Origin of the sequence: Chromohalobacter canadensis (genome assembly GCF_034479555.1) — a bacterium.
Classification (GTDB): Bacteria; Pseudomonadota; Gammaproteobacteria; order Pseudomonadales; family Halomonadaceae; genus Chromohalobacter; species Chromohalobacter canadensis.
Genome location: NZ_CP140151.1, coordinates 444,102 through 469,541 on the forward strand (window position 1 = coordinate 444,102; position 25,440 = coordinate 469,541).

The window sequence follows — 25,440 nt, forward strand, 5'->3', positions numbered from 1 at the left end:
GAATACAACACCGGAAGTTTGCCACATGGACAAAGCACGACGCACGCTCGATTCGCGCCGACCTCGGCAACACTGCGTTTCACGACGCCACGCCTGAGCCGTCAAAGTGGCAACGTCATGCCAACCAGCGCGGATTTTCCAACGCCAGGCGCTGTTGCTCAAGAATCCGGATGTGCTGATCCCAGTACCCCTCACTGGCCACCCACGGGAAGGCCCGGGGAAACGCCGGATCTTCCCAGCGATCGACCAACCAGGCGCTATGGCGCATCAAGCGCAACGTGCGCAGCGGCTCGATCCAGCGCAACTGGCGCCGGTCGAACTCGACATGCTGTTCGTAGCCCTCGATCACTTCGGATAGCTGCATCTGCCATTCATCGGCCTCGGGCGCCGTCAATAACATCCACAAATCCTGGATCGCCGGCGCCATGCAGCAATCATCGAAGTCGACCAGTGCAAAATCTTCATCGCGCCCCAGAATGTTGCCCAGATGACAATCGCCGTGTACGCGTTGCAAGGCCGTCTCCGGCCATCGCTGCTCGGCGAGTAGTGTCTGTAGACGCTCGGCGATACGGGCATACGCCTGGCGTTGACGGCGACTCAGCCAATCGCTCGCCAGCACACGCTCACAACTGGCTTGGCTGATCGCCATGGGTTCCTGAACAGGACGTGCCTGGAAGGAACCGCGGCGCGCCACGGCATGCACCTGACCAATCAAGTCACCGAGGGCAAAGAGGTGCGCAGGGTTCTCGAGCTCTGGCGCCTGCCCCGCGACGTGCGGAAACAACGCGAACGCGAATCCATAGGCATGGTGGAGCGTCTCACCATCAGCGTCGCGCCAAGGCGGCGCGCCGGGCACGCCCGCAGCCTCGAGTTCATCGAGAAAGGTATGCTCCTCGCGAATCTGCGCCTCGCTCCAGCGCTCGGGACGATAGAACTTGGCCACCCAACGACGGCGATCGTCGTCGCTCAACAGGAACACGCGATTCTCATAGCTGTTGAGCGCAAACGGCTCGCCCGGCAACCAAAAACCCAGCGACTCGACGGCATCGACCACGTGTGCGGGCGACAGACTTTCGAACGGGTGCTTCGGGGCGGTCATGGCGTGTCCTATTGGAGATGCTCCCTTCTTATGCTATCAGATTCCTCGTGGCGTTCGCGTCATCGCCCAGGCCTCGACATGCTTTGCGCCCGCCTCTCGGCAGGCATCGGCTAGTGCCGAGAGCGTACTGCCGGTGGTCATCACGTCGTCGACAAGCGCCACGTGAGCCGGCAAATCGGATGCGACACGAAAAGCCCCGCGTACGTTGCCGCGACGTGCACGGCGTGTCAGCCCACGCTGAGTTGGCGTGTCACGCTCACGCCAGGCACGCCGATATGGCACGCCCAATTGACGCGAGAGCTCACGCGTCAGCCAAACGCTATGATCGAAGCCGCGCTCACGCCGCCGCTGCGGGTGCGTCGGCACCGCGACGAGTACCTCGGGTAACACGCCTTCGCGGCTATGAGCGAAAAGGGTCGCCAGCAGGATACCCGCGCGCGGTTGCGCGCCGAATTTGAAGCGCTGAAGCAATGCCTGCGTGGCATCTTCGTAACGCAGCGGTGCCCTCGCGACATTGAAGGACGGCGCGTGACGCAGACAATGACCGCAAAGATCGGCGGGGCGCGCCAACGGCTCGGCGCAACGCCGACAGGCCACACGATTCCAGGGCAGCGCCTCGTAACACGCCTCGCACCACGGCGACGCCAGCGGCGTCAGGCCCATGCAAAAGGCACAATGGCCCGGCAGCCCCACGCGCACTGACTGGTCAACCAATAGCTTTATCTTGGTTGATAGTTCCCAGGCGCTTCTCGCTATCATCATGGTTAACTGATTCTTTTTTTAAGTTAACAGGACCGCCCAGCCCTGACTTCACAGCTACAGACTAGCATGCCTGCCGCCTCCCGCACGCCGCGCTCGATGCAGACCAGTATCAGCATGACCGACACCCGCCAAGGCGTTCTATATCGCCTCGGTACCCGTGGCGATTGACTTCCCTCTCGGCATACGTAAAATGTCGCTCGACCTGCCAGACTGCGGATGTGGTGGAATTGGTAGACACGCTAGATTTAGGTTCTAGTGCCGAAAGGCGTGGGAGTTCGAGTCTCCCCATCCGCACCATCAATATCTTTGTTTTCAATCAGTTATAAACGCTCCTGTGCTTCTACTGGTCTACATATGGTCAGTTTTTGGCATAGTGCGGTCAGCTTTTTGGTCAGCATTTCTTACCCCTCTTATATCGATGCATGCCTTGCTCTCGCTTGCCATGTAAACGCAGAAGGGCTTAAGCTGAGTGAGCACATTCCACGCCGTGAGGCGTTGCAAGAGGCTCACCAATGTCGAAATACTATCGTTTTTCCGATCAACTACCTCCCGTCGGCACGCCCATCATCTGTTTGGCGCAGCTAGAGGGCATGCCCGAGCGCGTTCACCCTATCCTTGAAGCAAACGCGATGTACCGCGCTACGCTTGAGCTGGATGGCCAAGTCTATCACCGGTCTCACGAAACCCCGGGATTAGGTGGGATCGAAGGCAATCCCGTTGCCTGGAAGATCTGTTACTGGTAACAAGGCCCACCTCTCAAGCAACCCCGCTGCAATTGGGTTGCGGAGGTCGCTGGTTCGAATCCAGTCGCTCCGACCAAGATTGTTAAGAAAAACCGTCGCTATGGTTGACCCATAAGCGGCGGTTTTTTGTTGATGGTAAAACATGGAAAAACTTTTGCTTCTCTAAGCCCTGACGGCAGTTATGCTCCCTTGATGTCTTATGGCTAGTGGTCCACGGTTAGCTTGTGGTAGCGGGGCTACGACTATTCTCATCTGCAACTAGCTGCAAGAAGGATCCACATCATGAGCGATAACCTTTATCATCGCGGCTCACCCGATACCGAGAAAGTCAATCTCGGGCAGGCCCATGAGGTTCAGTACTGGACGCAGCGATTTGGGGTCTCGGAGGCAAAGCTTCGTGAGGCTGTAGATGCTGTCGGCGTCTTGGTTAAAGACATCGAAGCCTACCTGAAAAAATAGCACATCTTTTGCTTGCCCCCTCGATTAGTATGCGAGGGGCTGGCAAACTAGATCCAAACAGATAATTATATTCAATACCTAAGTTTAAAAAATAAATAGCCAAAGCACTGTTATCAACCCTAAATTCTGGGCTAGCAGACGCATTTATAATGCTGCTATCTTTTTTAGCTTCTACCTCGGCCAAGAGAACGAAAACATGGCCCTATTCTCTGCCTCTGGTGGCGTCATGACTGTCTTTGGCCTTTTTACAATGATCAAATTCTCCACCTTGGAGCAGTATTTAAGGATGGAGAAAACAATTCAATCTGTTACAGGCATGACAGGTCCACCAACGGGGCCCGGAGAGGAAAAGAAAACCCTGGATTCATAGAATAACCGCAGCACTTTGGACCGCCAGGTAGAGGAAGGAGGGCCAGCGCCGATACCCTCTCGACTTTACCGACCAAAGTGAAGCAGAGCATGGGATACCGACAGCTGACCCAGACCCAACGATACCAGATTCACGCCCAACGGGGTGTCCGGATGACCCAGCGGCAGATCGCCAGAGTGCTTGGCATCCACAGCAGCACCGTCAGTCGCGAATTGCGCCGTAACATCTCTCCTGATGGCTACGATCCCTGCCAGGCTCAGGCGCGCAGTGATCAGCGGAGGCGAACTGCCTGGAAAATGACAAAGCGACTCCCCAGCCTCATGCGCTGGGTGACTGATCAACTGGCTGACGAATGGAGCCCTCAGCAAATCAGTGGCTTTATGGCCAAGGCCAACGGTGCTTACGTGAGCCATCAGTGGATCTATTCGTTGATCTGGGATGACAAGGTACGTGGTGGCGGGCTGTGGCGATATCTCCGGCAACCCAAGCGGCGGAGTAAGCACCGTGCACAGGCCAAGAGCGCCGGACTCGGCAAGATTCCGAACCGAGTGGGTATCGAGTACCGCGCCGCTGAGGTGGATGATCGGCTCACGATTGGCCACTGGGAAGGCGATACGGTGCTCAAGGGACATAAGCAGTCCGGATTGGTCACGCTGGTTGAGCGCCGCAGTGGCTATCTGCTGGCCACTCGACTCCCTCAAATCACCGCCGATCTGACACAAAAAGCTATGATTCGTCTGCTGAAGCCCCGGCGTGGGGCTGTTCAGACCGTGACGCTGGACAACGGCTCGGAGTTCGCCAATCACGAGGCAGTAGCCACGGCAGTGTCAGCGGCGATCTATTTCTGCGATCCCTATTGCTCCGGCCAACGCGGGACCAATGAAAATACGAATGGCTTGATACGGCAGTACTATCCCAAGGGAACCGATTTTCGACAGGTGACGGATGCCGAACTGAGAAAGACCGTCAATAAGCTCAATGATCGCCCCCGAAAGCGGCTCGGTTATCGGACACCGGCACAGGTGTTTCTGGGGGAATACTCAGGCGCCCTGGATACCGCAGGTGCTGCGCTTATTGGTTGAATTCAGGAACACAAGAGGCAGCCCAAGAGAGAAAACGCAGAGAGCTAGAGAAACAGCTGAGCACAGAGTTCAAGGGCATTACACTTACTGTACTTGGAACCCTTATCGCCTCTTACGGCTCATTTATCCACATCTTGGGATAACCTCGAACACCCAAAACTTAAGAACTAAATCGAAGCCCCCGGCCATGCCGGGGCATTACTGAATTCTCTATAAACCGAGAAAATTCTGCTCTCTTAGGTTTTATATGCTGACCGGATCCCGACCTCCCCACCTTTAACAACATCGGCGCTTTCGCGAAGGCGGACACGTAAAATGGCTGCGGCAAAACGCTATGCCGACAAGGGTTGATATGAGCTGACCCCTGCGAGTAGGGAGAAAGATCTATGCCGCTGGCAAAACGGGCGTTGTTTCGATACCGGTGCCGTGGCTGTAACGGTGTTGCCGAGATCATTGGCTCAAGTTCATTTTCCGCCACCAATGCATGCTTGGTAAATGTCGGGTCCCGTGTGATTGACTACCCGCTTGGTAAATAACTCAGGACGCTTGGTCTGCCATTCCTTCATCATCGCAATCGGTGATTGATGGTGCAGCGCCTTCTGCGGGATGTGGTGATTGTACAGCCAGGTGTAGCGTTTGAGCGTCTGCTCCAGGTCCTCGCCTGAGGTATAGCGCCGAGTCGCCAGCACATCGCTGATACGGCCGTTGAAGCGCTCCACCATGCCGTTTGTCTGCGGTCTTCCCGGCTTGATCAGACGGTGCTCGATACCAAGGGCCTGGCACTCTTGGTCAAACGGGTGATTCCCGCTGGGCTTGCGCTCCCCCGCCCGCGTGAAGCGATCGGTGAATGACTTGCCGTTGTCGGTCAGTACCGTCTGGACCTGGAAGGGAGCCTTCTCCTCCACCCGCTTCATGAACGCCCGCGCATCCTTCGCGGACTGGCTGCGTCTCACCTCCAGATGGACCCAGCGCGTGGCGCGATCGATGGCGACGTACAGGTAGCGTTTTTGCTCCTCATCGGGCATCCGGGGCAGGTGCTTGATGTCGATGTGCACGTAGCCCGGCTCATAATCTTTGAAGGGCTTGTGCCGGGGTTTCTCATCGTCGCCCGCGTCCCGTCTAGACAGCTCTGCCAGTGTCGGCACCTCGCGCCGCTTGAGCATGCGATGCAGACCAGAACGCGACAAGCCAGGATTGAGGAACTCACGCGCCACGACGAGCAGATCATCCAGGCCGAGGCGCAGGAATTCGCGCGCCGCGATCAGCACCTCTTCCTGTTCGGAAGTGAGCGTGGCCAGCAGGTTGTGACGCGTGTGCGGTCGGTCCTGGACATCGTCACGGTACCGCCAGCGCCGGATGGTCGAGACGGCGACGCCGTACTGGCGTGCTAGCTCGCTGTCGCTGATGCTGGAAGGCGCTGCCTGGATCTCGGCCCGGATCTTCGGAGTGGTGGTCGCCTGTTTATGTAGCTTGATGTCCATATCCTTGCTCCCGGATGAACTGGTGAAGAAGCTCCTTGGCGGCCAGCAAAGGATAACTTCTATAGCTCATCTGATCATCCGGGACCCTACAGGTAAATGCTAAAGTGCTCACACTGCTACCCACCCAACTCGTCAGCGGAAACTTTATCCCCTTTAGGGCATTTTTTATTCACCCTCTCTACATTATTAAGCAACTCCTTTTCGAAGTGTCTGTTATGCTCCATAGCCTCAAGGGTTTCAACGAGCGCAGCACAAGCAACATTAATAGCAGAAGAAAATAAAAAATTATAGGCAGAATCATGCGGCTTCTTATTAAGCACATAATTACTACCTTCCACTTGGCTCGACAAAGCTGTAATAGAAGGGTGAGTAAAATTACTAAGAGTATGATAAATAGTAAAATATGCACCAAGCTCACCTGCTTTCTCAAACCTATCTTTTATACTCATAACCTTCTTTCGCCCTGCGAGAAGTTCTTCTTTTTTGTCCTTCAGCGCAGCCACCTTCTTTTTAGCTTCATTAGCTCCTATCTGAGGAAAATACTTATTATCTTCATCGTAGAACTTATAATATTTTATCTCGCTATCTACGTGCAATGCCTCAAACTCATAAATATACTCCTCATCCTCCTTAAGGCACTTCAGGTCTATATAAGACTCAAAAGCACAACGCAACAACGGTGCACAACCTGCAGAAGCGTCCGCTTTCAAAATTCTTATTATATCTTGGGACAACACATCAACCCTAACAAACAGCCCACATATTAACTGCCCTCTCCTATCGTTAAACCTCATGCCGTCGATAGCTTGCGCCCTGATTTTTTTATAAGTTCTCCAATTCACAAAAAGATTTGCTTTCATCAAACACACCCACCTTAATGATTTTATACATCACTTATTGTTATCACCTTTGAAGGCTAATTACCAACACTGCTCCCGAGGCTATGCTGTTTGGTTTCGTGGTTTGCAATCCTGGCCAATTTATATTAGCACTTGTCTTATTCACCTTCCCGTGTAGATGCTGTATCTATAAACAGCATTCGCATGGAGCATGGTTATGGCCCGCAAACGCTCCTCACCCCCAACGTCACCCTCTTACTATGAGCTACTGGGCCAGCGCAAGCGCGGCGCGGCAATTGCGGCGGGAGTATTTGACGGGGCGGTACACGACGAGTTGGGATGAGTTACCGGTGGCGAGGATACGATAGAGCTCACTTCCTACCACTCGACACCTCGACAATGCCACATTCGCCTGACAACGGGGGCTGTGAAAACATAAGAGTCACCATCAGTGGAGAACACCATGCATTACGCAAAATATGGCCGCATATCTTTAGCAATCATGGCTATAAGCACTGCACTTATGTCGACCATAGCTGCAGCCTCCAGTGAAAACGCCTGGAGAGATTTCCGTGCAGACGTTGAAAAAAATGTCGCGGCGCTGTCGATGACAGCTTAAATGTCGAGACGATTGCGGTGGACCCCTTTGGCTCCAAGCATTTCGGACTTGCCCGCATGACCGGGCATGAGCACGGCGCTAAAAATCGATTACAGCTGTTATGCGTCTACGACAAGCAATCACAGCAAGCCGAAATCGGCAGTCCCATGGATATTGAAACGGACATGCAAACAGAAAGGCCGCAATAAAGCGGCCTAAATTACGGCTCCAAGTGGCCCTGCTCCAGATTACAAGCTGCACACTATGCCGCTGGCCTCGATGTCCTCGGCTCGTGGGGCCGATACCACTCACCCGAGTCAGCCCATCGACACCTTGGTACGGGCGGGCATCGATGACGGCTTCTGCCCTAGCTGGACCAATGTGAGGCAGCTCATCCAGTCGATTGGGCATCGCCTTATTAATGTTGACGCATTCGCCGCCCGCACTTTTGCTGTCCGCACTCTCGGCGACAGAAACTCCATCCAAGGCCACGAACTCGGGATCGTCATCACCGACAGTTATGTAGATGGGCGCATGATCTGAGACGATGTCCCTTGCCTGCTTGTGCGTAAGCCCCAGCAGCTCGGGGAACTGCACGATGCCACTACCGGTAACGTCGAGCGCATCAGCATCAGCCAGATGCTCTCAACTGGTCTAGGTTTTGTCCGAAAAGTCAGCACGTAGGCAACGGTCTATGCAAGCCAGACATACCATGGCGCTAAAGCTACTGGCGAGCTTGTCGTATCGGGTGGCGATGCGCCGTAGTTCCTTAACCCAGCCGAAGCCACGTTCGATCACGTTTCGCTCCCGGTACTTGGGCTTGTCGAACCCTCGGGGCAGCCCTGGACGCGGCCGCCGCTTCATCTTGCGCTGAGCAATGATCGGCTTCATATGGTAACGGTCACAGTAGTGGCGTAACGCATCGCTATCGTAGCCCTTGTCTGCCACGACGTAGCGACAGCGCTTTCTGGGCCGGCCCACCTTTCCTGGCAAGTGAATCGCTTCCATCGTGGGGATAAAATGCCGAGTGTCAGCATCCTGACCCGGTGATAGCGTGAAAGTCAGCGGCCAACCATGTCGATCACAGACCATGTGGATCTTGGTGGTCAGGCCGCCTCGGCTCCGCCCCAGTGCATGGTCTACGGGTTCTCTCGACCCCCTTTTTTGCCGCCTCCTGAGGCAGCGCGAGTGGCTCGGATCGACGTGGAATCGATCATCCAGGTATCCAGATCCATCAGCCCGTCTTCACGCAGCTTGAGATGGAGCCGATCCAGGACAGCCTCGAAAGTGCCATCGTCGCGCCACTGCCGGAATCGGTCATGGACCGTCTTCCAAGGACCATACCGTTCCGGAAGATCGCGCCATTTGGCGCCAGAGCACAGGATCCAGAAGATCCCGTTTAGCACTTGGCGGTCATCCCTACGTGGGCGGCCTATTGGCTGAGAGGGCGAGACGATATCCTCGATCATCTCCCAGCTTTGATCGGAGAGCTCGTAACGTCCTGCCATGCATCACCTATGCAGTTGCGGCATGGTGCACATTAGCAAACCCGACTTTTCGGACAAAACCTAGTCCCTATCCACTGGATCGCCGATCACGTCGGCCACAGCAGCATCCAGATGATCCAGAAGCGCTACGGCAGTGGATCCACGCCGACGGCCCGGACATCCACAAGGCAGTCGAGAAGCTGCTCGGGCTATAGCTGAGTCCCCACCTTGGTCCCCATGGGTACAGAATCTGCACTCACCCTACCGCATCCAATTGATAGAAAAGCGTTTTCATGAATAAAAGACGAGGGGGCGAGTCTCCCTATCCGCACCATCAAGCTTAACCCAGCATCATCTGACCTATCTTCGAAGTCCTAAAAGCCCAGCAATCACGCACGGGTCTTTCTTAACCTGAAACCTGACATGATCCCGACGACACGCAATAGCACGTTGCGCGGTGTACACCCACGTGTGTCTTAAAGTTCGTTGGTACAAACGTCCCAGCTTGCGAGCTGGGTAATTGCATGACATGAAATGAACCGGCCGGTGATGCCTTGAAAGAGAGAGCCTCCGAGGACGACCGGAGGCTCTCAATCAGCATAAGCCCATGTGCCTGAATGAATTCAACACGTCCTTGGCAGCTGAGTATCCTTCCTGGATGTAGCTATTCTGACAAATTTCGAATGCAATAAACTTAACCTACATCAACAAAAAGCTCGTGAGCAGGCCAACATGTTCATGCTGGCCGCCTAGCCCCACTTTTTCGAGGTAAAAGGCAGCGTTTCACCCTATAAACGCCATCATGTCATTGACAGGCGTACGCCTTTTTCAAGGCTTCGGTGACCACATCGCTGGCCGGTTCGTCCCAGCTTCCGGAAGTATTTGCCAGATATTGCGACACGCCATCCAAGATATCGCGACCGCGAACATCACTGGGTGCACAAATTTTTTCTCGGGATTCTAAGCGGTCAAAAATACCTAACACGTATCCGGTATACGTGAAAAACTTACTGGTATCGTAGGATTCATCGGCACGAAATTGCTGGTAATGGCGCTGAAAATCGAGCAGGTCGGCACCATTGTAGAAATAGCCCCACGCGTTGCCGATTCCCGTAATGCCCAAACCGGCTACCAACATCACGCTCAATACCCGTTTGGTGGCTTGTCTCTTGTGACTCACCCTGACTCCTTGCTTATTCCATTGAGGCACGACATGGCGACCGTCGCGACGGTCGCCATGAGAATGAGTAAGCCGCGATATCGATAAGACGTCAACCGCTGCCTAGAACTCCGTCCATTCGTCTTGAGACTGCGATTGTCGAGTTGCCACCGGCGCTTGGTCGGAGCTGTCGTCTTTCCCAGCCACGGGCCGGGATGCTTGGCGGGGTGGCGTCAAGGAGGCACGCTCATCATCACCCAACTTGAACGCTTCCAGGATATGCGCCAGCGACTGCGCCTGGGCGCTCAGTTCTTCAGACGCTGTGCTGGTCTCTTCCACCATGGAAGCATTTTGTTGGGTCATGCGATCGAGTTCGGCAACCGCCGTGTTGACCTGGTTGATGCCGTCGCTCTGTTCCTTGCTGGCAGCACTGATCTCGTTGATGACATCGCTGACGCGCATCACGCTCTCGACGATCTCATGCATCGTCGCGCCCGCACTTTTAACGAGCTCCGTGCCGCGTTGCGTGCGTTGTGTGGACGTTTCGATCAAGGCGCGAATTTCTTTGGCGGCTTCGGCACTGCGGCTGGCAAGGGTGCGCACCTCACTGGCCACCACGGCGAATCCGCGCCCGTGCTCACCGGCGCGTGCCGCTTCGACGGAAGCATTCAGCGCCAGAATGTTGGTCTGGAAAGCAATGCTATCCATCAAGGTGATGATTTCCCCTACCTGACGCGAGGCAGTGTCGATATCCACCATGGTCTGTTCGACTTCGCTCATCACCTCGCCACCCCGGCGCGCAACGCCGGCCGAATCCTGCGCCAACTGGTTGGCTTGTCCTGCCGAGTCAGCGGAATGCGAGACGGTGCCGGTGATCTCTTCCATCGAGGATGAGGTTTGCTGCAGGTTGGCCGCGGTCTGCTCGGTACGGCTGGACAGGTCCTGGCTGACCTGGGTGATCTCGCCCGACGCGGAGTCAACCGCGTGCGAGGCACCGCGTACCTTGACCAGCGTATGCTGGATACGCTCGACGAAGGCATTGAAGCGTTCGGCCAGTTCCCCGACTTCATCGTGACGCTCTACCGGCAACCGCCGCGTCAGGTCAGCCTCCCCGGAAGCGATATCACTCATCGCCTGGGACGTGCGACGAATCGGCCCCACGATACGCCGCGTCATGATGACCGCCAGTAGCGCCACGATCACGAACGCGATCATGCCAAGCCCCACCGTTACCAGCGCATTCCGCCATATGGCGGCGTTGAGGTCCTCGCGCGTGGCCGCTATTTCGGCATCGATATCGGCGATGTAAACACCGGTACCGACCGCCCACTGCCACTCGTCGATAGCAGCGATATACGACAACTTGGCTTCTTCCTCGCCGCTCTCGGGATTGAGCCACGGATATTCGTAAAAGCCGCCACCGTCGCGGGCCCGTTCCACGAATTCGCGCACCAGGTAATCACCGTTGGGCGCCGTCAGGTCCGACATATCCGTGCCCTGCTTGTCAGGCGAAAACGGTAGCACCACATTATTGCCGTCGTAATCGTAGACGAAGACATAGCCATTGTTGCCATAGCGAATGCTACGCAGCAGGTCTGCCGCCTCGGCCTTGAGTTCTTGTGTATTGGCATTATCGCTGTCACGAAGCGGCGCAATCGACGATACCGCCGTATCGATCAAATCACGCAGGGCATCGCGCCGATCTTCGATCAAGGAGGCACGACGTTCCTCAAGATTATCCTCGGCCTGTTGCTTCATCTGATAGACCGTGGCGCACAAGATGACCGCGCTGATAAGCACCAGGGGCAACAAGGTAGCCATGAGGATACGGGGCTGTAAGCCCAGATTTTGCAGCGATACGCGCTTCGCACTGGCTGGCATGCTTCGACTCCATGGACGCGAAAAAACGATGGGCTTCGCTCACGACGACGCCTATAGAGCGTTATCGGCGAGCTTCCAGCGTCCTGCATTCACCAAACGTCGAAACAAGGGCAAAAAAACGCCGGCTGACAAGCAACCGGCGAGCCGCCACGCGCAACATGGCGAGAGATATACGCCGGCCTTTACAGACCGGTTGGAGGCGGATGATCTTCCACCTCTGGAGACACATGAGACCTGCGTCTTCCTTGGCGATTCGGATCACATGAGCCTGCGAGGCGAAATCCGCCTCCTTCCTTGGCTGCCGGCCACCAGCCAGCGCAATCGCGCAGTTCCCTTGGCAGCGTCCCAGTGGCCGGTGATCGCTTGAATCACCTACATCTTAGACGTCAGGCCGGGCTTGGAAAAGCGCTGTACAATACTCAGCGTAAGCACTTACTCAGCCTCGCGATGCCAAGTCTTTGCTTTCTGCATTGAGACGACTTCTCGTGGGTGCCGCAATGGCGAAAAAGCGCGTAATCACAGCCGTCGAGGCCGGCCGCGTAAGACAGGACACCATCACGAATACCGGCAGGTTGACGACAAGTCCCCAGAACCCAGCGTGGATCCCCAGCGGATTGCGCCACACCAGCGTAAACAGCAGTGTGACGATAAATCCCACCACGATGCCGCTCAACACGCCCAGTTTAGAGGCGCGGGTCCAGAAGAACATGCCGATGAAGGCAGGCAACACTTGGGTGGCAAAGCCAAGCCCCACGAGCAATATCATCACCAGGTTGCTGGGTTCGGCGATAGCCACCGGTGCAACGATCAGCGCCATGATCGGTAAGAGCAAGCGTCGCGCCAGCTTGCCGGCGACGGCGTCGGAAAGCTTGAAGGCCGGCTGGGCGATGTCCTTGGCGTAGGACAGCGCCACCGAATGCAAGAAGGGTTCGCAGGATGACATCGACGCAGCCAATGTGCCCGCGCCCAACAAGCCCACCAGCCAGACCGGCATCTGTTGCATGGCAAGCTCCAGGGCCACGGTATCGGCACGCGCCAGCTCAGGCAGGCTATAGATGCCGATGAAGCCCACCACCACCATGGGCAAGATGACCACATAGTAACTGGGCAGCCAGGTCGCACTGCGGCGAATGGTGCGCGCCGATGATGCACTCATCCACTGCGTCCAGACCGGCGGCATGAACGACAGCATCGAGACGATGATCGACGTCGTCCAGAAGGCGAAACTCATGTCTCCCTGCGCGCCCGGCAAGGTCAGAAAGGCCGGATCACGCTCACGCAGAGTGGTAAAAACATCGCCGAACCAGAGGCCGCCGCCGAAACGCTGTGACGCCCAGAGCCCAATCGCCCATGCCACCGCCAGCATCAGCACGCCCTGGAAGGCGTTGGTAATGCCGATCGCGCGTTGGCCGCTGGCATACAGATAGAGGGCAATACAGCTCAAGACCACCAGCACCCCCACCCAGATCGGCAAACGTCCAGCGCTCATGACATGCAGAATATACGCCGCCCCGATGGTCTGTAGTACCGCATAGGCCAATGAAGCAATCGACATCACCCCTGCGGCCAGGGCCCCCAACAGCGAACTTTCATAGCGGTCGGCAATGGCCGCCCCTTGTGTGACATGGCCAAAGCGCCGACCGAAGGCCCACACCTTGGGACCGAAATACCAAGCCACCAGCGCCAGGTAGGATAAATAAATCACCACGTAGAACACCGCAACACCCTTGGTGTAGGCCCAGCCTGGAGCGCCCATGAAGGTGTAAGCGCTCACGCTGCCTGCGGCGATCAGCAAATAGAGCGTGACCGGCCCCATGCTGCGACCGGCGACGCCCCACTCTTCCAGCGAGTTCATCGAGCGTCCTGTCCGGGCACGCAAGCCAAGAAAGATCGCCACGCCCAGATAAGCGAGCGTCATGATAATCGGCACACTACTCGTCATCGCAAGAACGCTCCACTAGCCGATTGCCGATGGCCATGACGCCGCAACAGGCAAACACGATGACGTACGCCCATACCGCGATCAGTGGCAAGCCGAGCACCACACAGGCGCGGTTGAACCAGCCGATCACCGGCCAGATACCCGCAGCGATGAGCACGACAAATGCCAGAGTCAAACCCCAGCCACGGCCCGTGGTCGGCCGCACGATATAATGCTTCATGAAACGTTCCGCTCAGGAAAGATTGTCTACGTTGCCAAGGCGTATGCCTTACAATGGCGATACGCGAAAAGCGCTCATGGTAGCGCATTCATTCACTCTAGGGGATCGGCGAGTGCTCGCATGTTCTTCACGCCCCGTGGGCATCGTCAGTAAACTTGGCATGGCATGACGCCTACCGCTTCCTCTGTTTTTCCTCGGCGACAAGGATGTCTTCATGAAATTTTCCCTGGCCGGATTGCGTAATGCGCTCAGTGGCACGGCCAGTGCCGGCTATATCGCCAAGGGTATGGTCTACTTCACGGTCGGTTGGCTGTCGCTGCTGACCACGATTGGACTCGGTGGCCAGCAAGCCGGTACCAGCGAGGTCATTCGCGCCATCGCGCTATGGCCGTTCGGCACACTGTTGATCGGCTTGCTCGGTATCGGCCTGCTCGCCTATGTGCTCTGGCGGCTCGCCCAGGCTTGGTGGGACCTCGAGCACAAGGGAAACGGCTGGAAGGGTATCCTGCAGCGCCTCGGCTTCGCCATCAGCGGGCTGTTGTACATCGCCCTGGCCTGGCAATGCGCCACGCTACTGATCCTCTCCCTGGCCAGTGGCGAAAGCAGCAGCACCTCGCAGCGTACCGCCGAGCTGCTCACTTACCCTGGCGGGCTATACGTCTTGCTGGGCATCGGAATCGTGTTCATCTGCGTGGGGCTGCATCAGTTTTACCGCGCGTGGAAGCGGCACTATCGACGCAACTGGCATATCGAGGAAATGCCCAAGGGACCGATGCCGCTGCTCGAGGGCATCGCCCGCCTGGGCCTGGCATCGCGGGGCCTAATCTTCGTGATCATTGGCGTGTTTCTGTGCGTGGCCGCCATCGAGGTCGACCCCGACAACGCCGAGGGGCTGGGAGGCGTGCTCCAAACACTCGCCGAGCAACCCTATGGTCGCTGGCTGCTCGGGGGTGTCTCGCTGGGCCTCGTGGCCTACGGCCTGTATTGCTTCATCAACGCGGGATACCGACGCACGCGCACCCCGCGCCTGTGACCGAGAAAGGGCTTAGCCCATCAACAGCGCACCGCCGGTAGCCGCGATGGCGGCGCCGATTCCGCGTAGCCAACGGTTGTCACGACGCGACAGCCACTCGCCCAGCACACGTCCCGTCAGCGTGATGGCCACGCTGGTCGCCACGAAGCCCAACGCGTAAAGCAGCGCGGAGGCGCCCGGCGCCAATTCGCTGCCATGCGCATGGCCATGCAGCAGGATGAACGCGAAGACCAGCAGGCCCCCCAGCGCACTCGGCAAACGCACCAGAGTGGCCAGCAATACCCCGGCCAGCAGCACGCTCGAGGCGATACCGAATTCGACCCCCATCAGCGGCACGCCCATCCAGGCCAGGCTGGCGCCCGCCAGCATGCCCAGCGCAATCAACAGCGGCATGGTACGACGTAGCGCGCCCGCCTGGCGGCAGCTCCACAGCCCGATGGCCGCCATCGCCAGCAGGTGGTCGAGCCCGGTCAAGGGATGCATCAAGCCGGCCATGAAACTGCCGGCATGCGAATGCGGCAGATGCCCCGGGTGCGCCAATGCGGGACCGGCGAACAACAAGACCAAGGGGGACAACGCCAGGATCAGATGGCGCATGTGAAGACGAGACAGGGACATGAATATTCTCCTTTACAGTCAGTGATAACCAGCGTGTCTTAGGCGCTCGGCGCCGCATCCGCGCCCGCCGCCTGGCCTACATGCTGCGGACGACGCTCGGGCAGCATGCCGCGCTCGAGCATGAAGTCGACGATCGTCTCGAGCCCCACCCCGTCGTACAGATTGGCGAACACGAAGGGACGCTCACCGCGCATCTTGCGCGCATCGCGCTCCATGACCTCCAATGAGGCATGCACTTGCTCGGCGATATCGATCTTGTTGATGATCAATAGATCCGACTTGGTGATCCCCGGCCCGCCCTTACGCGGAATCTTGTCGCCAGCGGAAACATCGATGACGTAGATCGTCAGATCAGAAAGCTCGGGGCTGAACGTCGCCGACAGGTTGTCGCCACCGGATTCGACCATCACCAGCTCGAGCCCCGGATGACGCGACTGCAGCTCGTCAATGGCCGCCAGGTTCATAGAAGCGTCCTCGCGGATCGCCGTATGCGGGCACCCTCCGGTTTCCACCCCCAAAATGCGATCGGACTCCAAGGCGTCGTGCTTGAGCAGGAAATCGGCATCCTCGCGGGTATAGATGTCATTGGTGACCACGGCGATATCGTAATGCTCACGCAGTGCCAAGCAGAGCTGCTTGAGCAAGGCTGTCTTGCCGGACCCCACCGGGCCACCGACCCCGACGCGTAGACAATGTGTCATGTTCTTTCTCCTCAACTCCTGAACAACCGTGAATACTGGGTTTCATGCAAAGCGCTGGCCAACGCCAGGCCGGGCAATGCCGGCCCCAGCTCGTCGTCGTCCAATGCCACGGCCGTCGCCACCGCGTCGGCCAGATGGGGGCGCAGCTTCTCGATAAGACGCTGTGCGCTCGTCTGCCCCAACGGCAACGCCTTGCAGGCCACCGTCAATTGGTTCTCCAGCCACGCCCAGGCAAACCCCAGCATGGCGTCTTCACAACTCACACCACGTACGCGTGCCGCCAGGGCAAAGGCCACTACGTAACCCGGCGTGTCGGGCAGAGTCGGCGACTCGGGCACCTGATCGAGGCTTCTCAGCAAGCGCAGCAAGGTACCCCCCAGGCGTTGCTCTTCCTCGAGCAGTTCATGGGTTTCACGATTGGCCTGGAGCCAAGCGTTCCAGTGGGCCAGCGTATCGCCGTCGCCTTGCGCCCAGGCGCGGTAAGCGCGTGCCAAAACCGGCAGCTCGCAGCGGGTCAGGCCGTCGTCCAGCACCCCGGCGATCCATTCACCGAGGCTCGCTTCATCCTCTACCCAGCCAAGCTCCAGCGCACTCTCGAGCCCCTGCGACCAGGCAAAGGCGCCGATCGGTAACGCCGGACTGACGAGTTGCAGCAACCCCGCCAGCGCCAACGGGTCGTTGCACGCTTGCCGTTCAGTGGACATGTGTGTGCTCGTGGGCATGGTCATGCGTGTGGTGATGGGCCTCCCCAGCGGCATAGGCGCCGGACTCGGGATCGAACGGCGCGGTGTGGTGCTCCAATGTCGCCCCTAACCGCTCGGCCAACGCCTCGAGCACATGGTCCGGGGGAAAGCGTACCCAGCCACCGTTGATATCGTCCCCGATAGCTAACTGAACATGACGATTGCCCAGATGATAGGCCAATCGCGCCAAGGGTAGCCCCGAGGCGATGCGCGCAGTCACCACGGGTTCTTCGGCGGCACACAAACGCACGACCTCGCCATTTTCCGCCCGTAATCCATCGCCATCGCGCAGCACCGGCCCCCGGTCGAGAAACAGCCCCAGTTCACGGCCGGTATCGCTGACCGCCTTGAGACGCCCACGACAGCGCTGCTCGAAAGGCAGCGTCAGCGTGTCGCTCGCCTCCTCGGCGGCCACCGGTCCCAGACGTTCGATCAGTTTCAACATCGTTAAATTTCCCTCTCGGCAATGAGTCCATGGCCCGTAGCTCGTAGCTCGTAGCTCGTAGCTCAGAAAAGGTGATATCGCTGGGCGAGCGGCAATTCTGTCGCCGGCTCGCAGGTCAGTAGTTCACCGTCGGCATGAACTTCATACGTCTGCGGATCGACCTCGAGCTTGGGACAGGCATCGTTGAGCTTCATGTCCGACTTGCGCACCTGCCGCACGCCTTTGCACGCTGCCAGTTCGCTATGCAGCCCCAGACGCGTCTTGATACCTGCGTCGAGCGCGGCCTGGCTGACGAAGCTCAGGCGTGTCTGACTCGCCGCCTTTCCCAGCGCGCCGAACATGTAGCGGTAATGCACCGGTTGCGGGGTGGGGATCGACGCATTGGGGTCGCCCATCGGCGCGGCGGCGATCATTCCGCCCTTGAGGATCAATGCCGGCTTGGCGCCGAAGAATGCCGGATCCCACAGCACTAGATCCGCCATCTTGCCCTCCTCTACCGAGCCCACCTCATGGGCAATACCGTGCGTGATCGCCGGATTGATCGTGTACTTGGCGATGTAGCGCTTGGCGCGATGGTTGTCGGCGCCGAGGTCGCGGTCCTCAGGCAGCAGGCCACGCTGCACCTTCATCTTGTGCGCCGTCTGCCAGGTACGGCAGACCACCTCGCCGACTCGGCCCATGGCCTGGGAGTCGGACGCGATCATCGAGATCACGCCCAGGTCATGGAGGATGTCCTCGGCGGCGATGGTCTCGCGGCGAATCCGCGAGTCGGCGAAGGCCACGTCCTCGGGAATATTGGGGTCGAGGTGATGGCACACCATCAGCATGTCGAGGTGCTCGTCGATGGTGTTCACCGTGTAGGGCCGCGTGGGATTGGTCGACGAGGGCAGCACGTAGTCCCTGGAACAGGCGGTGATGATGTCCGGCGCATGACCGCCCCCGGCGCCTTCCGTGTGGTAGGTATGGATGCAGCGCTCCTTGAACGCCGCCAACGTGTCCTCGACGAAGCCCGACTCGTTCAGGGTATCGGTGTGGATGGCGATCTGCACGTCGTACTTCTCGGCCACGCTCAGGCAGTTATCGATGGAGGCCGGCGTGGTCCCCCAGTCCTCGTGCAGCTTGAGACCCATGGCACCGGCCTCGAGCTGCGCCTCAAGCGCCTCGGGCAGGCTGGCGTTGCCCTTGCCCAGCAAGCCGATGTTCATCGGCATGTCATCGACGGCCTGCAGCATCTTGCCGAGGTGCCACTCGCCCGGGGTGCAGGTGGTGGCGTTGGTGCCGGTGGCCGGGCCGGTACCGCCACCCAGCATGGTGGTGATCCCGCTCATCAGCGCTTCTTCCACCAGTTGCGGGCATACGAAGTGGATATGCGCGTCCAGACCACCCGCCGTCAGGATCTTGCCCTCGCCGGCAATGATCTCGGTGCCCGGACCGATGACGATGTCGACATCCGGCTGGGTGTCGGGATTGCCGGCCTTGCCGATGGCCGCAATACGGCCATGCTTGAGGCCGACATCGGCCTTGACGATACCCCACCAGTCGAGAATCAAGGCGTTGGTAATCACCGTATCCATGACGGCAGCATCGCTGCGCTGGCTCTGGCCCATGCCGTCGCGGACAACCTTGCCGCCGCCAAACTTGACCTCGTCACCGTAATGGGTGAAGTCCTTTTCGACCTCGATCCATAGCTCGGTATCACCCAGCCGGACTTTATCGCCCACGGTCGGGCCGTACATGTCGGCATAGGCTTTGCGACTGATCTTCATGACGTTCCTCCCGCACTGGATTGGTCGAGGCTGCCCATCACATCACCGTGAAAGCCGTAGATGTGTCGGCGCCCAGCATAGGGAATCAGCCTCACCTCCCGTGTCTGGCCAGGCTCGAAACGAATCGCCGTGCCCGCCGCCACATCGAGGCGATACCCACGCGTCTTGTCGCGGTCGAAGATCAAGGCCGGGTTGGCCTCGGCAAAATGATAATGAGAACCGACCTGCACCGGCCGGTCACCGGTATTGGCGACTTCGACACTGATTCGCTCGCGCCCCGCGCACAGCTCGATCTCGCCGTCCTGTAATTGGTATTCACCGGGAATCATCGAGATCTCCTTACACAATCGGTGAGTGAACGGTCACGAGTTTTGTCCCATCAGGAAACGTCGCCTCCACCTGCACCTCATCGACCATCTCGGCCACGCCTTCCATGACGTCGCCGCGGGTCAGAATCTCGCGGCCGTAGCCCATCAACTCGGCGACGCTCTTGCCATCGCGCGCACCTTCCAGGATCTCGAAACTGATCAAGGCCACCGCCTCGGGGTAATTGAGCTTGAGGCCACGGTCACGGCGTCGTTCGGCAAGTTGCGCGGCAGAAAACAGCAGCAGCTTGTCTTTATCTCTCGGCGTCAATTCCATATCGGCAACTCTCTCTTCGTGAATTCGGGCTTCGGGCTGCTGTCAGGTCATCCAGATCCGCGGCACACTGGCCTGCCGTGACGACAGCCAAGGCCTCAGCAACTCCCATGCCTGCTGACAAATCTCCCAGGCGGCGTTGCGCTCATCGCCCAGGTAGCGGAGCAGGAGCACGTCGAGACGCTGGGTAACCGCCCAGTTCCGCGACGCCGGCAACCACTGACGCAGGGCCTCTACTGCCGCCGCAGGGTCGTCGAACCCCACTGCCCAGAGCGTCGCCTGCACCGTACTGCGGCCCTGTCCCCAATAGCCGTGGAATCGCGAGTGCATGGGGTCGAGCGGTTGGCGCTCGATCCATAGCGGACGTCCGTCGCGCGTCAACGCGAAGCGTTGCTCGACCCGCCCGCTGACGAACGGCAACTGGCTGGCGGGACGCCCGAGCGCCAGGACTTCCCAGCCCACGCAGCGTCCATCGCCCTGCACGTCCAAGGTCGTGCTCTGTACGCCGCGCGCGCCGTCGAAACACAGGGTTTCCTGCGGTAACCATTCGAGCAGCGCGCCGGGCCGCACGGCCAGGTGCGTGTGCTGCCCCCAGCTCACGCCATGGCTATCGGCGCGGTACAACTTGGTCGCCGCCGGCGTGGTCAGCAGGGCATGCGCGCCGCTCTCGGCCTCGATGTCGATGCGCAGCTCATCGCCGCTGACCAGTCCGCCCGGCGGATGCAACAGATACACATGGCAAGGCTCGGCATACGGGGGCTTGGAATAGGATGGCTCGTCGATCCGCCCCGACTCGGGATAGAACGGCCGTTGCACACGCAAGGGGCCGTGGTGACGCGCCCGTGTCATGCGCGTGCGTCCATCGCGCGCGCGAAAGCCCAGCGACAAGGAAGCCGCCCAGTGGCGCTGGGTGTCGAAGCGGTGCCCCGAACCGCCGGACAACGTCTTGCCCGGTGATTCGTCGGGAGGTGGCGCGTGGCTTGGAAAAGATAAGTCCGTCATACCGTCAGGTGCCGTTTGATCAGGTCGTCGTCGAGTTCGCCGATCTCGCCGCCGGCAACCGTCTGCCCCCGGTCCATGATCGTGAAACGGTCAGCGTACTTGCGCGCGAACGGCAGTTTTTGCTCGACCAGCAACACGGTGAGTCCATCCTCCTGGTTGAGCCGGCGAATCACTTCGCCGATTTGCGCGACGATATTGGGCTGGATGCCCTCGCCGGGTTCGTCGAGGATCAGCAGACGCGGCTCGATCACCAGCGCCCGGCCGATGGCCAATTGTTGCTGCTGACCGCCGGACAGATCGCCGCCACGCCGGTGGCGCATTTCCCTGAGCACCGGAAAGAGCTCGTAGATACGCTCGGGAATGCCCCGCTCCGTTCCGTCTTGTACACGCTTGCGCCGTGCCGGCAGGCCGATGCGCAGGTTTTCCTCCACACTCAGCGTGGCAAAGATCTGACGCCCCTGGGGGACGTAGCCGATACCCAGATCGGCACGGCTCTCCGGCCGCCTCTTGAGCAGGTTCTCGTCGGCGAAACGCACTTGACCATCGCGCACCGCCACTTCCCCCATGATGGCCTTGAGCAGTGTAGTCTTGCCCACCCCGTTGCGGCCCATGACGCAGGTGCAGCGCCCCGTCGGCACTTCCAGCGAGAGATCGCGGAGGATATGACTTTCACCGTAATACTGGTTGAGCTTGTCGACGCTGAGCATCACGTTCCCTCCCGCACGTCAGACGATTCATCACCGCCCAGGTAGACTTCGATTACCCGCGGGTCGTTGGCGACCTCGTCCATGCTGCCCTCGGCGAGCACGCTGCCTTGGTGCAGCACGGTGACGGTACGGGCGATGGAGCGCACGAATCCCATGTCGTGCTCGACCACCACCACCGACTGCTGGCCAGCCAGGCGCGTCATCAAATCCGCCGTGCGATGCATTTCCGGCTCGGTCATGCCCGCCACGGGCTCATCGACCAACAACAGGCGCGGACGCTGCATCAGCAACATGCCGATCTCCAGCCATTGCTTCTGGCCATGCGAGAGTACGCCGGCCAGCCGGTCACGTTCGCCGCTCAGGCCGATGGTCTCCATGACCTCGTCGATACGCTCGCGCCCCTCGTGATCGAGGCGGGCCAGCAAGGTCTTCCACACGCGCCGGTCGCCGGACATCGCCAGCTCGAGGTTGGCGCTCACCGACAACGCCTCAAACACGGTGGGTTTCTGGAACTTGCGCCCGATCCCCAGATTGGCGATTTGCGGTTCATCCATCTGTAGCAGGTTATGGCGACTGCCGAACCAGGCCTGTCCGCGATCGGGACGCGTCTTACCGGTGATGATGTCCATCATGGTGGTCTTGCCGGCCCCGTTGGGGCCGATGATGCAGCGCAGCTCGCCGTCGTCGATGGTCAGGTTGAGATCGTCGATGGCCTTGAAGCCGTCGAAGCTCACGCTGACATCTTCGAGGTAGAGAATCGGCCCATGACGCACGTCGACGGGGGAATCCGCCGGCGCCATGAAGTCGAAAACCCGATCGGGACGCGCGAACTCGCGCAGGCGTTGCATGCGTTGCGAATCCATCATGCTCATGTGGCCACCTCCCGACGCCGACGCAGGTGAGCCATCAGGCCCGCCACGCCCTGCGGCAGGAACATGGTGACCACCACGAACAAGCCACCCAGGAGAAATAGCCAGGCATCGGGCATCACCCCGGTCAGCACCGTCTTGAGATAATTGACGACCAGAGCGCCGAGCAGCGCCCCGTACAGCGTGGCGCGGCCGCCCAATGCGACCCAGACCACGACCTCGATGGAGAACAGCGGCGCGAAGGTGCTCGGGTTGATGATGCCGACCTGTGGCACGTAGAGCGCCCCGGCAATGCCCGCGATCATCGCCGACAGCACGAACACCGCCAGCTTGACGTGCTCGACGCGATAGCCGATGAAGCGCACTCGCGCCTCGGCGTCGCGGGTGGCCATGCACACCCGCCCGAGCCGTGAGCGCGTGATCGCCTTGCAGCCCCAGAACGCCAGCAACACGGCCACGCCCGAGGCCACGAACAGCGCCACGGTCATGCCTTCGCTACTCAGCGAGAAACCCAGTAATTCATCGAACCGCGTCAGCCCGGTGCTGCCGCCCATGCCCATCTCGTTACGGTTGAAGGCCAGCATCAGCGCAAAGGTCAAAGCCTGAGTGATGATCGAGAAGTACACGCCGGTGACCCGCGAGCGAAACGCCAGCCAACCGAAGACCAGGGCCAGCAACCCAGGCGCCAGGACCACGGCAAGCGCCGCCACGGGAAAGTGGGCCATGACACCCTGCCATGACGCCAATGGGGACTCCTGGGCCGTCAGGTAGAGGCCCATGGCGTAGCCGCCCAGAGCGAAGAAGGCGCCGTGTCCCAGGCTCAGGATGCCCAGATAACCCCAGATCAGATCCACCGCCAGTGCCAGCAGCATGTAGGTCAGGTACTTGCCCAGCAACGAGACGATGGAACCGTTCAGATGCAAGGCGTGATCCGGCGGCAAGGCATGGAGGACGACCACCGCCAGCATGCCGACGATCAGTACGACACTGGTGATCCAGGTCGAGCGTTCATCGAGCAAGGAATTGCGTTTGAACATCGTGGCGAGACTCATGACGTCCGCCCCTTGGGCGCGAAGAGCCCCTGCGGACGTTTCTGAATGAACAGGATGACGCCGATCAGCACGATCACCTTGGCCAGCACGGCCCCGACCCAGGGCTGCAAGACCTGATTGATCACGCCCAGCGACATGCCGGCAACCAACGTGCCCCACAGGTTGCCAACGCCGCCGAAGACCACCACCAGGAAGGAGTCGACGATGTAACTCTGCCCCAGGTTGGGGCCGACGTTGGTGATCTGGGACAGGGCGACGCCCGCCAGCCCGGCGACGCCGGCGCCCAGGCCGAAGGTCAGCATGTCCACCCGAGCGGCGCGCACGCCCATCGAACGTGCCATGACACGATTCTGGGTCACCGCGCGCACCTCGAGCCCCAAGCGGGTATAACGCATCAGCGCCCACAGCGCGGCGAACACCACCAGGCAGAAAATCAGCACACCCAGGCGATTGAGGGTCAATGACAAGGCCTCGTTGATCTGCCATGCGCCCTGCAGCCAATCCGGCGAGTTCACACGCCGGTTGAGCGGTGAGAACACCGTGCGCACCAGTTGCTGCAGAATCAGACTGATACCGAAGGTCGCCAGCAGCGTCTCGAGCGGACGCCCCTTGAGAAAGCGGATCACGCTGCGCTCGATGAGAATGCCGAACGCCCCCGCGACCAAAAAGCCGCCAGGGATCGCCAGCAACAAGGCCAGCCCCGGCTGCCCGGGCAACAGCTGCTGGATCATCCAGGTGGTGTAGGCCCCCAACATGATCAACTCGCCGTGCGCCATGTTGATCACGCCCATCACCCCGAAGGTGATCGCCAGGCCGATCGCCGCCAGCACCAGCACTGAGCCGGCGCTCAAACCGAAAAACAGCGTCTGTCCCCGCTCGTACCAGGCGCGTTTGCTCTCGATGCTAGCCAGCGTCTCGCCGGCCTCGGCGGCAATCGGGGAATCGCTATTGGCGATTGTCGTCAGGGAATTGCGCACGCGGGTATCGAGGTTGCCTTGCAAGGCCGACAGAGCCTCGCCTTCTCCCTGCTCTACGCGATACAACGCCAGCGCGGTTTCAATCTCGGCGCGTACCGCGGGGCTCTCCTCGTTATCGAGCTGCGTGGCGACCGCATCAACGCTTTGCTCATCGACCTCACCGATCAGGCGTTTCGCGGCGTCGAGTCGCGTTGCTTCGTCGCCCTCGCCAAGCGACAGCGAGGCAATCAAGCCCTGCAGCTGCGTGCGCAGCGAATTGTTGATGCGGAAGGCATCGACACTGCGCCGGGAGCCGGTCCCGGCATCCTCGAAGGTGATGGCATCGATGATCGGCCATTCGCGGCCGCTGTCATCGGTGATGATATAAAAGCGTTCGCCATCGCGCTCGCGCCCCAGGCGACCGTCGAGAAAGGCTTCAAGCCAGCGTGTTTTCTGTGCAGCGTCGCTGGCGGCGATTGCCTGTGCGGCCTCGGCCTTGGCATCGAAGTCGTCGGTATCCAGCGCCTGCAGCAAGGCCTGGGCGCGCTGTGGCGTCACCTCGGCCTGCACCGGCGACACGATGGCAAACCACACCAGCAGTGCAGCCATGACCGCCAGGCAACGTCGGAGAGCGGTGCCGGCTTGCGATCCGGTCACGATTTCCGGACGGACATTCGTCACGTGAGTTGGCGTCATCGAAGGGGTCCTTCTCGCGCCGCTACAGTCGCGGCGCACGGTTCGAGAGCGCCCGCCGCAACGGGCGCCTTGACAGGAAGGAAGCGGTGAG

The 25,440-nt window shown here is 59.5% G+C and carries 27 protein-coding genes and 1 tRNA gene; 6 read left to right on the top strand and 22 right to left on the bottom strand.

All coding sequences use genetic code 11. The features are described 5' to 3' along the window. Positions 1-115: 115 nt before the first annotated feature. The gene (locus SR908_RS02200) at positions 116-1,099 is read right to left on the bottom strand and encodes a serine/threonine protein kinase (protein WP_246923099.1); all 984 of its coding nucleotides are present in this window, start codon (positions 1,097-1,099) and stop codon (positions 116-118) included. A 36-nt stretch (positions 1,100-1,135) separates the two neighbouring features. Continuing rightward, positions 1,136-1,813 carry a ComF family protein gene (locus tag SR908_RS02205; RefSeq protein WP_322527381.1) on the bottom strand — a complete coding sequence of 226 codons (678 nt, stop codon included), beginning with the start codon at positions 1,811-1,813 and terminating at the stop codon, positions 1,136-1,138. 260 nt (positions 1,814-2,073) lie between these two features. Between SR908_RS02205 and SR908_RS02210 the strand changes: the two genes are divergently transcribed. The 3 genes from SR908_RS02210 (at position 2,074) to SR908_RS02220 (ending at position 4,515) form a co-directional block, all read left to right on the top strand. Next, positions 2,074-2,158 (top strand) — tRNA-Leu (locus SR908_RS02210). Between the two features lie 728 nt (positions 2,159-2,886). Continuing rightward, a complete protein-coding gene (locus SR908_RS02215; protein WP_246923120.1) occupies positions 2,887-3,063 on the top strand; it encodes a DUF3606 domain-containing protein in 177 nt (58 codons plus the stop codon). Between the two features lie 459 nt (positions 3,064-3,522). Next, positions 3,523-4,515, top strand: coding sequence for an IS30 family transposase (locus tag SR908_RS02220; protein ID WP_281505595.1), 993 nt, complete (start codon positions 3,523-3,525; stop codon positions 4,513-4,515). Between the two features lie 464 nt (positions 4,516-4,979). Here the strand turns inward: SR908_RS02220 and SR908_RS02225 are convergent, their stop codons facing one another. Both SR908_RS02225 and SR908_RS02230 read right to left on the bottom strand, forming a co-directional pair. Then, a complete protein-coding gene (locus SR908_RS02225) occupies positions 4,980-5,996 on the bottom strand; it encodes an IS481 family transposase (protein ID WP_322527382.1) in 1,017 nt (338 codons plus the stop codon). A 116-nt stretch (positions 5,997-6,112) separates the two neighbouring features. Beyond that, on the bottom strand, positions 6,113-6,856 hold the full coding sequence (locus SR908_RS02230; protein WP_246926109.1) for a DUF5677 domain-containing protein: 744 nt from the start codon (positions 6,854-6,856) through the stop codon (positions 6,113-6,115). Between the two features lie 239 nt (positions 6,857-7,095). Between SR908_RS02230 and SR908_RS16725 the strand changes: the two genes are divergently transcribed. Next, a complete protein-coding gene (locus SR908_RS16725; RefSeq protein WP_407652256.1) occupies positions 7,096-7,203 on the top strand; it encodes a DUF4113 domain-containing protein in 108 nt (35 codons plus the stop codon). 95 nt (positions 7,204-7,298) lie between these two features. Continuing rightward, the gene (locus SR908_RS02235) at positions 7,299-7,454 is read left to right on the top strand and encodes a hypothetical protein (protein ID WP_246926106.1); all 156 of its coding nucleotides are present in this window, start codon (positions 7,299-7,301) and stop codon (positions 7,452-7,454) included. Positions 7,455-7,532: 78 nt separating this feature from the next. Here SR908_RS02235 and SR908_RS16730 read toward each other — a convergent pair whose 3' ends face one another. The 6 genes from SR908_RS16730 to SR908_RS02260 form a co-directional block, all read right to left on the bottom strand. Beyond that, the gene (locus SR908_RS16730; protein ID WP_378075576.1) at positions 7,533-7,844 is read right to left on the bottom strand and encodes a ComEA family DNA-binding protein; all 312 of its coding nucleotides are present in this window, start codon (positions 7,842-7,844) and stop codon (positions 7,533-7,535) included. 243 nt (positions 7,845-8,087) lie between these two features. Further along, positions 8,088-8,941 (bottom strand): IS5 family transposase gene (locus SR908_RS02240; protein ID WP_097021830.1). Its coding sequence is split into 2 segments (ribosomal slippage): positions 8,088-8,587 and positions 8,587-8,941, totalling 855 coding nucleotides; the frame shifts between segments, so codons are not numbered across the junction. A gap of 784 nt (positions 8,942-9,725) precedes the next feature. Next, the gene (locus tag SR908_RS02245) at positions 9,726-10,100 is read right to left on the bottom strand and encodes a Rap1a/Tai family immunity protein (RefSeq protein ID WP_246924539.1); all 375 of its coding nucleotides are present in this window, start codon (positions 10,098-10,100) and stop codon (positions 9,726-9,728) included. Positions 10,101-10,202: 102 nt separating this feature from the next. Beyond that, a complete protein-coding gene (locus SR908_RS02250; RefSeq protein WP_246924542.1) occupies positions 10,203-11,960 on the bottom strand; it encodes a methyl-accepting chemotaxis protein in 1,758 nt (585 codons plus the stop codon). Positions 11,961-12,396: 436 nt separating this feature from the next. Continuing rightward, positions 12,397-13,902: a sodium:solute symporter family protein gene (locus SR908_RS02255; protein WP_246924546.1), complete on the bottom strand. Its 1,506-nt coding sequence runs from the start codon at positions 13,900-13,902 to the stop codon at positions 12,397-12,399. Then, on the bottom strand, positions 13,892-14,122 hold the full coding sequence (locus SR908_RS02260; protein ID WP_075369869.1) for a hypothetical protein: 231 nt from the start codon (positions 14,120-14,122) through the stop codon (positions 13,892-13,894). The genes SR908_RS02255 and SR908_RS02260 overlap by 11 nt, the downstream gene beginning before the upstream one ends. Before the next feature lie 214 nt (positions 14,123-14,336). On the opposite strand from SR908_RS02260, the gene SR908_RS02265 reads away from it, so the two are divergent. Next, positions 14,337-15,155 carry a DUF1206 domain-containing protein gene (locus SR908_RS02265; protein WP_246924549.1) on the top strand — a complete coding sequence of 273 codons (819 nt, stop codon included), beginning with the start codon at positions 14,337-14,339 and terminating at the stop codon, positions 15,153-15,155. 12 nt (positions 15,156-15,167) lie between these two features. On the opposite strand, the gene SR908_RS02270 is transcribed toward SR908_RS02265, so the two are convergent. The 12 genes from SR908_RS02270 to urtB form a co-directional block, all read right to left on the bottom strand. Further along, positions 15,168-15,773, bottom strand: a complete 606-nt coding sequence (locus SR908_RS02270) for a HupE/UreJ family protein (RefSeq protein WP_246924552.1) — start codon at positions 15,771-15,773, stop codon at positions 15,168-15,170. 38 nt (positions 15,774-15,811) lie between these two features. Further along, a complete protein-coding gene (gene ureG / locus SR908_RS02275; RefSeq protein ID WP_246924555.1) occupies positions 15,812-16,474 on the bottom strand; it encodes an urease accessory protein UreG in 663 nt (220 codons plus the stop codon). 11 nt (positions 16,475-16,485) lie between these two features. Continuing rightward, positions 16,486-17,178 carry an urease accessory protein UreF gene (locus SR908_RS02280; protein WP_246924559.1) on the bottom strand — a complete coding sequence of 231 codons (693 nt, stop codon included), beginning with the start codon at positions 17,176-17,178 and terminating at the stop codon, positions 16,486-16,488. Continuing rightward, positions 17,168-17,662 (bottom strand): urease accessory protein UreE, encoded by a 495-nt coding sequence (ureE, locus tag SR908_RS02285; RefSeq protein ID WP_246924563.1) that lies wholly within the window; start codon positions 17,660-17,662, stop codon positions 17,168-17,170. The genes SR908_RS02280 and ureE overlap by 11 nt, the downstream gene beginning before the upstream one ends. A 62-nt stretch (positions 17,663-17,724) precedes the next feature. Continuing rightward, complete coding sequence (ureC, locus tag SR908_RS02290; RefSeq protein WP_246924566.1) at positions 17,725-19,428, bottom strand: urease subunit alpha; 1,704 nt, start codon at positions 19,426-19,428, stop codon at positions 17,725-17,727. Next, a complete protein-coding gene (locus SR908_RS02295) occupies positions 19,425-19,757 on the bottom strand; it encodes an urease subunit beta (protein ID WP_246924582.1) in 333 nt (110 codons plus the stop codon). Before SR908_RS02295 ends, ureC begins: the two co-directional genes overlap by 4 nt. 10 nt (positions 19,758-19,767) lie before the next feature. Further along, positions 19,768-20,070, bottom strand: coding sequence for an urease subunit gamma (locus tag SR908_RS02300; protein WP_246924585.1), 303 nt, complete (start codon positions 20,068-20,070; stop codon positions 19,768-19,770). A 42-nt stretch (positions 20,071-20,112) separates the two neighbouring features. Continuing rightward, a complete protein-coding gene (locus SR908_RS02305) occupies positions 20,113-21,069 on the bottom strand; it encodes an urease accessory protein UreD (protein WP_246924588.1) in 957 nt (318 codons plus the stop codon). Then, positions 21,066-21,776 (bottom strand): urea ABC transporter ATP-binding subunit UrtE, encoded by a 711-nt coding sequence (urtE, locus tag SR908_RS02310; protein ID WP_097023024.1) that lies wholly within the window; start codon positions 21,774-21,776, stop codon positions 21,066-21,068. Before urtE ends, SR908_RS02305 begins: the two co-directional genes overlap by 4 nt. Continuing rightward, positions 21,776-22,648: an urea ABC transporter ATP-binding protein UrtD gene (gene urtD, locus SR908_RS02315; RefSeq protein ID WP_245846395.1), complete on the bottom strand. Its 873-nt coding sequence runs from the start codon at positions 22,646-22,648 to the stop codon at positions 21,776-21,778. The genes urtE and urtD overlap by 1 nt, the downstream gene beginning before the upstream one ends. Further along, positions 22,645-23,697 carry an urea ABC transporter permease subunit UrtC gene (gene urtC, locus SR908_RS02320; protein ID WP_246924591.1) on the bottom strand — a complete coding sequence of 351 codons (1,053 nt, stop codon included), beginning with the start codon at positions 23,695-23,697 and terminating at the stop codon, positions 22,645-22,647. Before urtC ends, urtD begins: the two co-directional genes overlap by 4 nt. Further along, positions 23,694-25,349: an urea ABC transporter permease subunit UrtB gene (gene urtB / locus SR908_RS02325; protein WP_246924593.1), complete on the bottom strand. Its 1,656-nt coding sequence runs from the start codon at positions 25,347-25,349 to the stop codon at positions 23,694-23,696. Before urtB ends, urtC begins: the two co-directional genes overlap by 4 nt. Positions 25,350-25,440: the final 91 nt, after the last annotated feature.

Bases quoted from the DNA above. Each gene is read 5' to 3' on its own strand.
- SR908_RS02305 (WP_246924588.1), bottom strand. From the start codon at position 21,069: ATGACGGACTTATCTTTTCCAAGCCACGCGCCACCTCCCGACGAATCA.
- SR908_RS16725 (WP_407652256.1), top strand. From the start codon at position 7,096: ATGAGCTACTGGGCCAGCGCAAGCGCGGCGCGGCAATTGCGGCGGGAG.
- SR908_RS02300 (WP_246924585.1), bottom strand. From the start codon at position 20,070: ATGGAATTGACGCCGAGAGATAAAGACAAGCTGCTGCTGTTTTCTGCC.
- SR908_RS02235 (WP_246926106.1), top strand. From the start codon at position 7,299: ATGCATTACGCAAAATATGGCCGCATATCTTTAGCAATCATGGCTATA.
- SR908_RS16730 (WP_378075576.1), bottom strand. From the start codon at position 7,844: ATGCCCAATCGACTGGATGAGCTGCCTCACATTGGTCCAGCTAGGGCA.
- SR908_RS02280 (WP_246924559.1), bottom strand. From the start codon at position 17,178: ATGTCCACTGAACGGCAAGCGTGCAACGACCCGTTGGCGCTGGCGGGG.
- urtD (WP_245846395.1), bottom strand. From the start codon at position 22,648: ATGAGCATGATGGATTCGCAACGCATGCAACGCCTGCGCGAGTTCGCG.
- SR908_RS02295 (WP_246924582.1), bottom strand. From the start codon at position 19,757: ATGATTCCCGGTGAATACCAATTACAGGACGGCGAGATCGAGCTGTGC.
- SR908_RS02255 (WP_246924546.1), bottom strand. From the start codon at position 13,902: ATGACGAGTAGTGTGCCGATTATCATGACGCTCGCTTATCTGGGCGTG.
- urtC (WP_246924591.1), bottom strand. From the start codon at position 23,697: ATGAGTCTCGCCACGATGTTCAAACGCAATTCCTTGCTCGATGAACGC.
- SR908_RS02215 (WP_246923120.1), top strand. From the start codon at position 2,887: ATGAGCGATAACCTTTATCATCGCGGCTCACCCGATACCGAGAAAGTC.
- SR908_RS02260 (WP_075369869.1), bottom strand. From the start codon at position 14,122: ATGAAGCATTATATCGTGCGGCCGACCACGGGCCGTGGCTGGGGTTTG.
- SR908_RS02220 (WP_281505595.1), top strand. From the start codon at position 3,523: ATGGGATACCGACAGCTGACCCAGACCCAACGATACCAGATTCACGCC.
- ureE (WP_246924563.1), bottom strand. From the start codon at position 17,662: ATGTTGAAACTGATCGAACGTCTGGGACCGGTGGCCGCCGAGGAGGCG.
- SR908_RS02230 (WP_246926109.1), bottom strand. From the start codon at position 6,856: ATGAAAGCAAATCTTTTTGTGAATTGGAGAACTTATAAAAAAATCAGG.
- ureC (WP_246924566.1), bottom strand. From the start codon at position 19,428: ATGAAGATCAGTCGCAAAGCCTATGCCGACATGTACGGCCCGACCGTG.
- SR908_RS02250 (WP_246924542.1), bottom strand. From the start codon at position 11,960: ATGCCAGCCAGTGCGAAGCGCGTATCGCTGCAAAATCTGGGCTTACAG.
- SR908_RS02265 (WP_246924549.1), top strand. From the start codon at position 14,337: ATGAAATTTTCCCTGGCCGGATTGCGTAATGCGCTCAGTGGCACGGCC.
- SR908_RS02200 (WP_246923099.1), bottom strand. From the start codon at position 1,099: ATGACCGCCCCGAAGCACCCGTTCGAAAGTCTGTCGCCCGCACACGTG.
- SR908_RS02225 (WP_322527382.1), bottom strand. From the start codon at position 5,996: ATGGACATCAAGCTACATAAACAGGCGACCACCACTCCGAAGATCCGG.
- urtE (WP_097023024.1), bottom strand. From the start codon at position 21,776: ATGCTCAGCGTCGACAAGCTCAACCAGTATTACGGTGAAAGTCATATC.
- ureG (WP_246924555.1), bottom strand. From the start codon at position 16,474: ATGACACATTGTCTACGCGTCGGGGTCGGTGGCCCGGTGGGGTCCGGC.
- urtB (WP_246924593.1), bottom strand. From the start codon at position 25,349: ATGACGCCAACTCACGTGACGAATGTCCGTCCGGAAATCGTGACCGGA.
- SR908_RS02270 (WP_246924552.1), bottom strand. From the start codon at position 15,773: ATGTCCCTGTCTCGTCTTCACATGCGCCATCTGATCCTGGCGTTGTCC.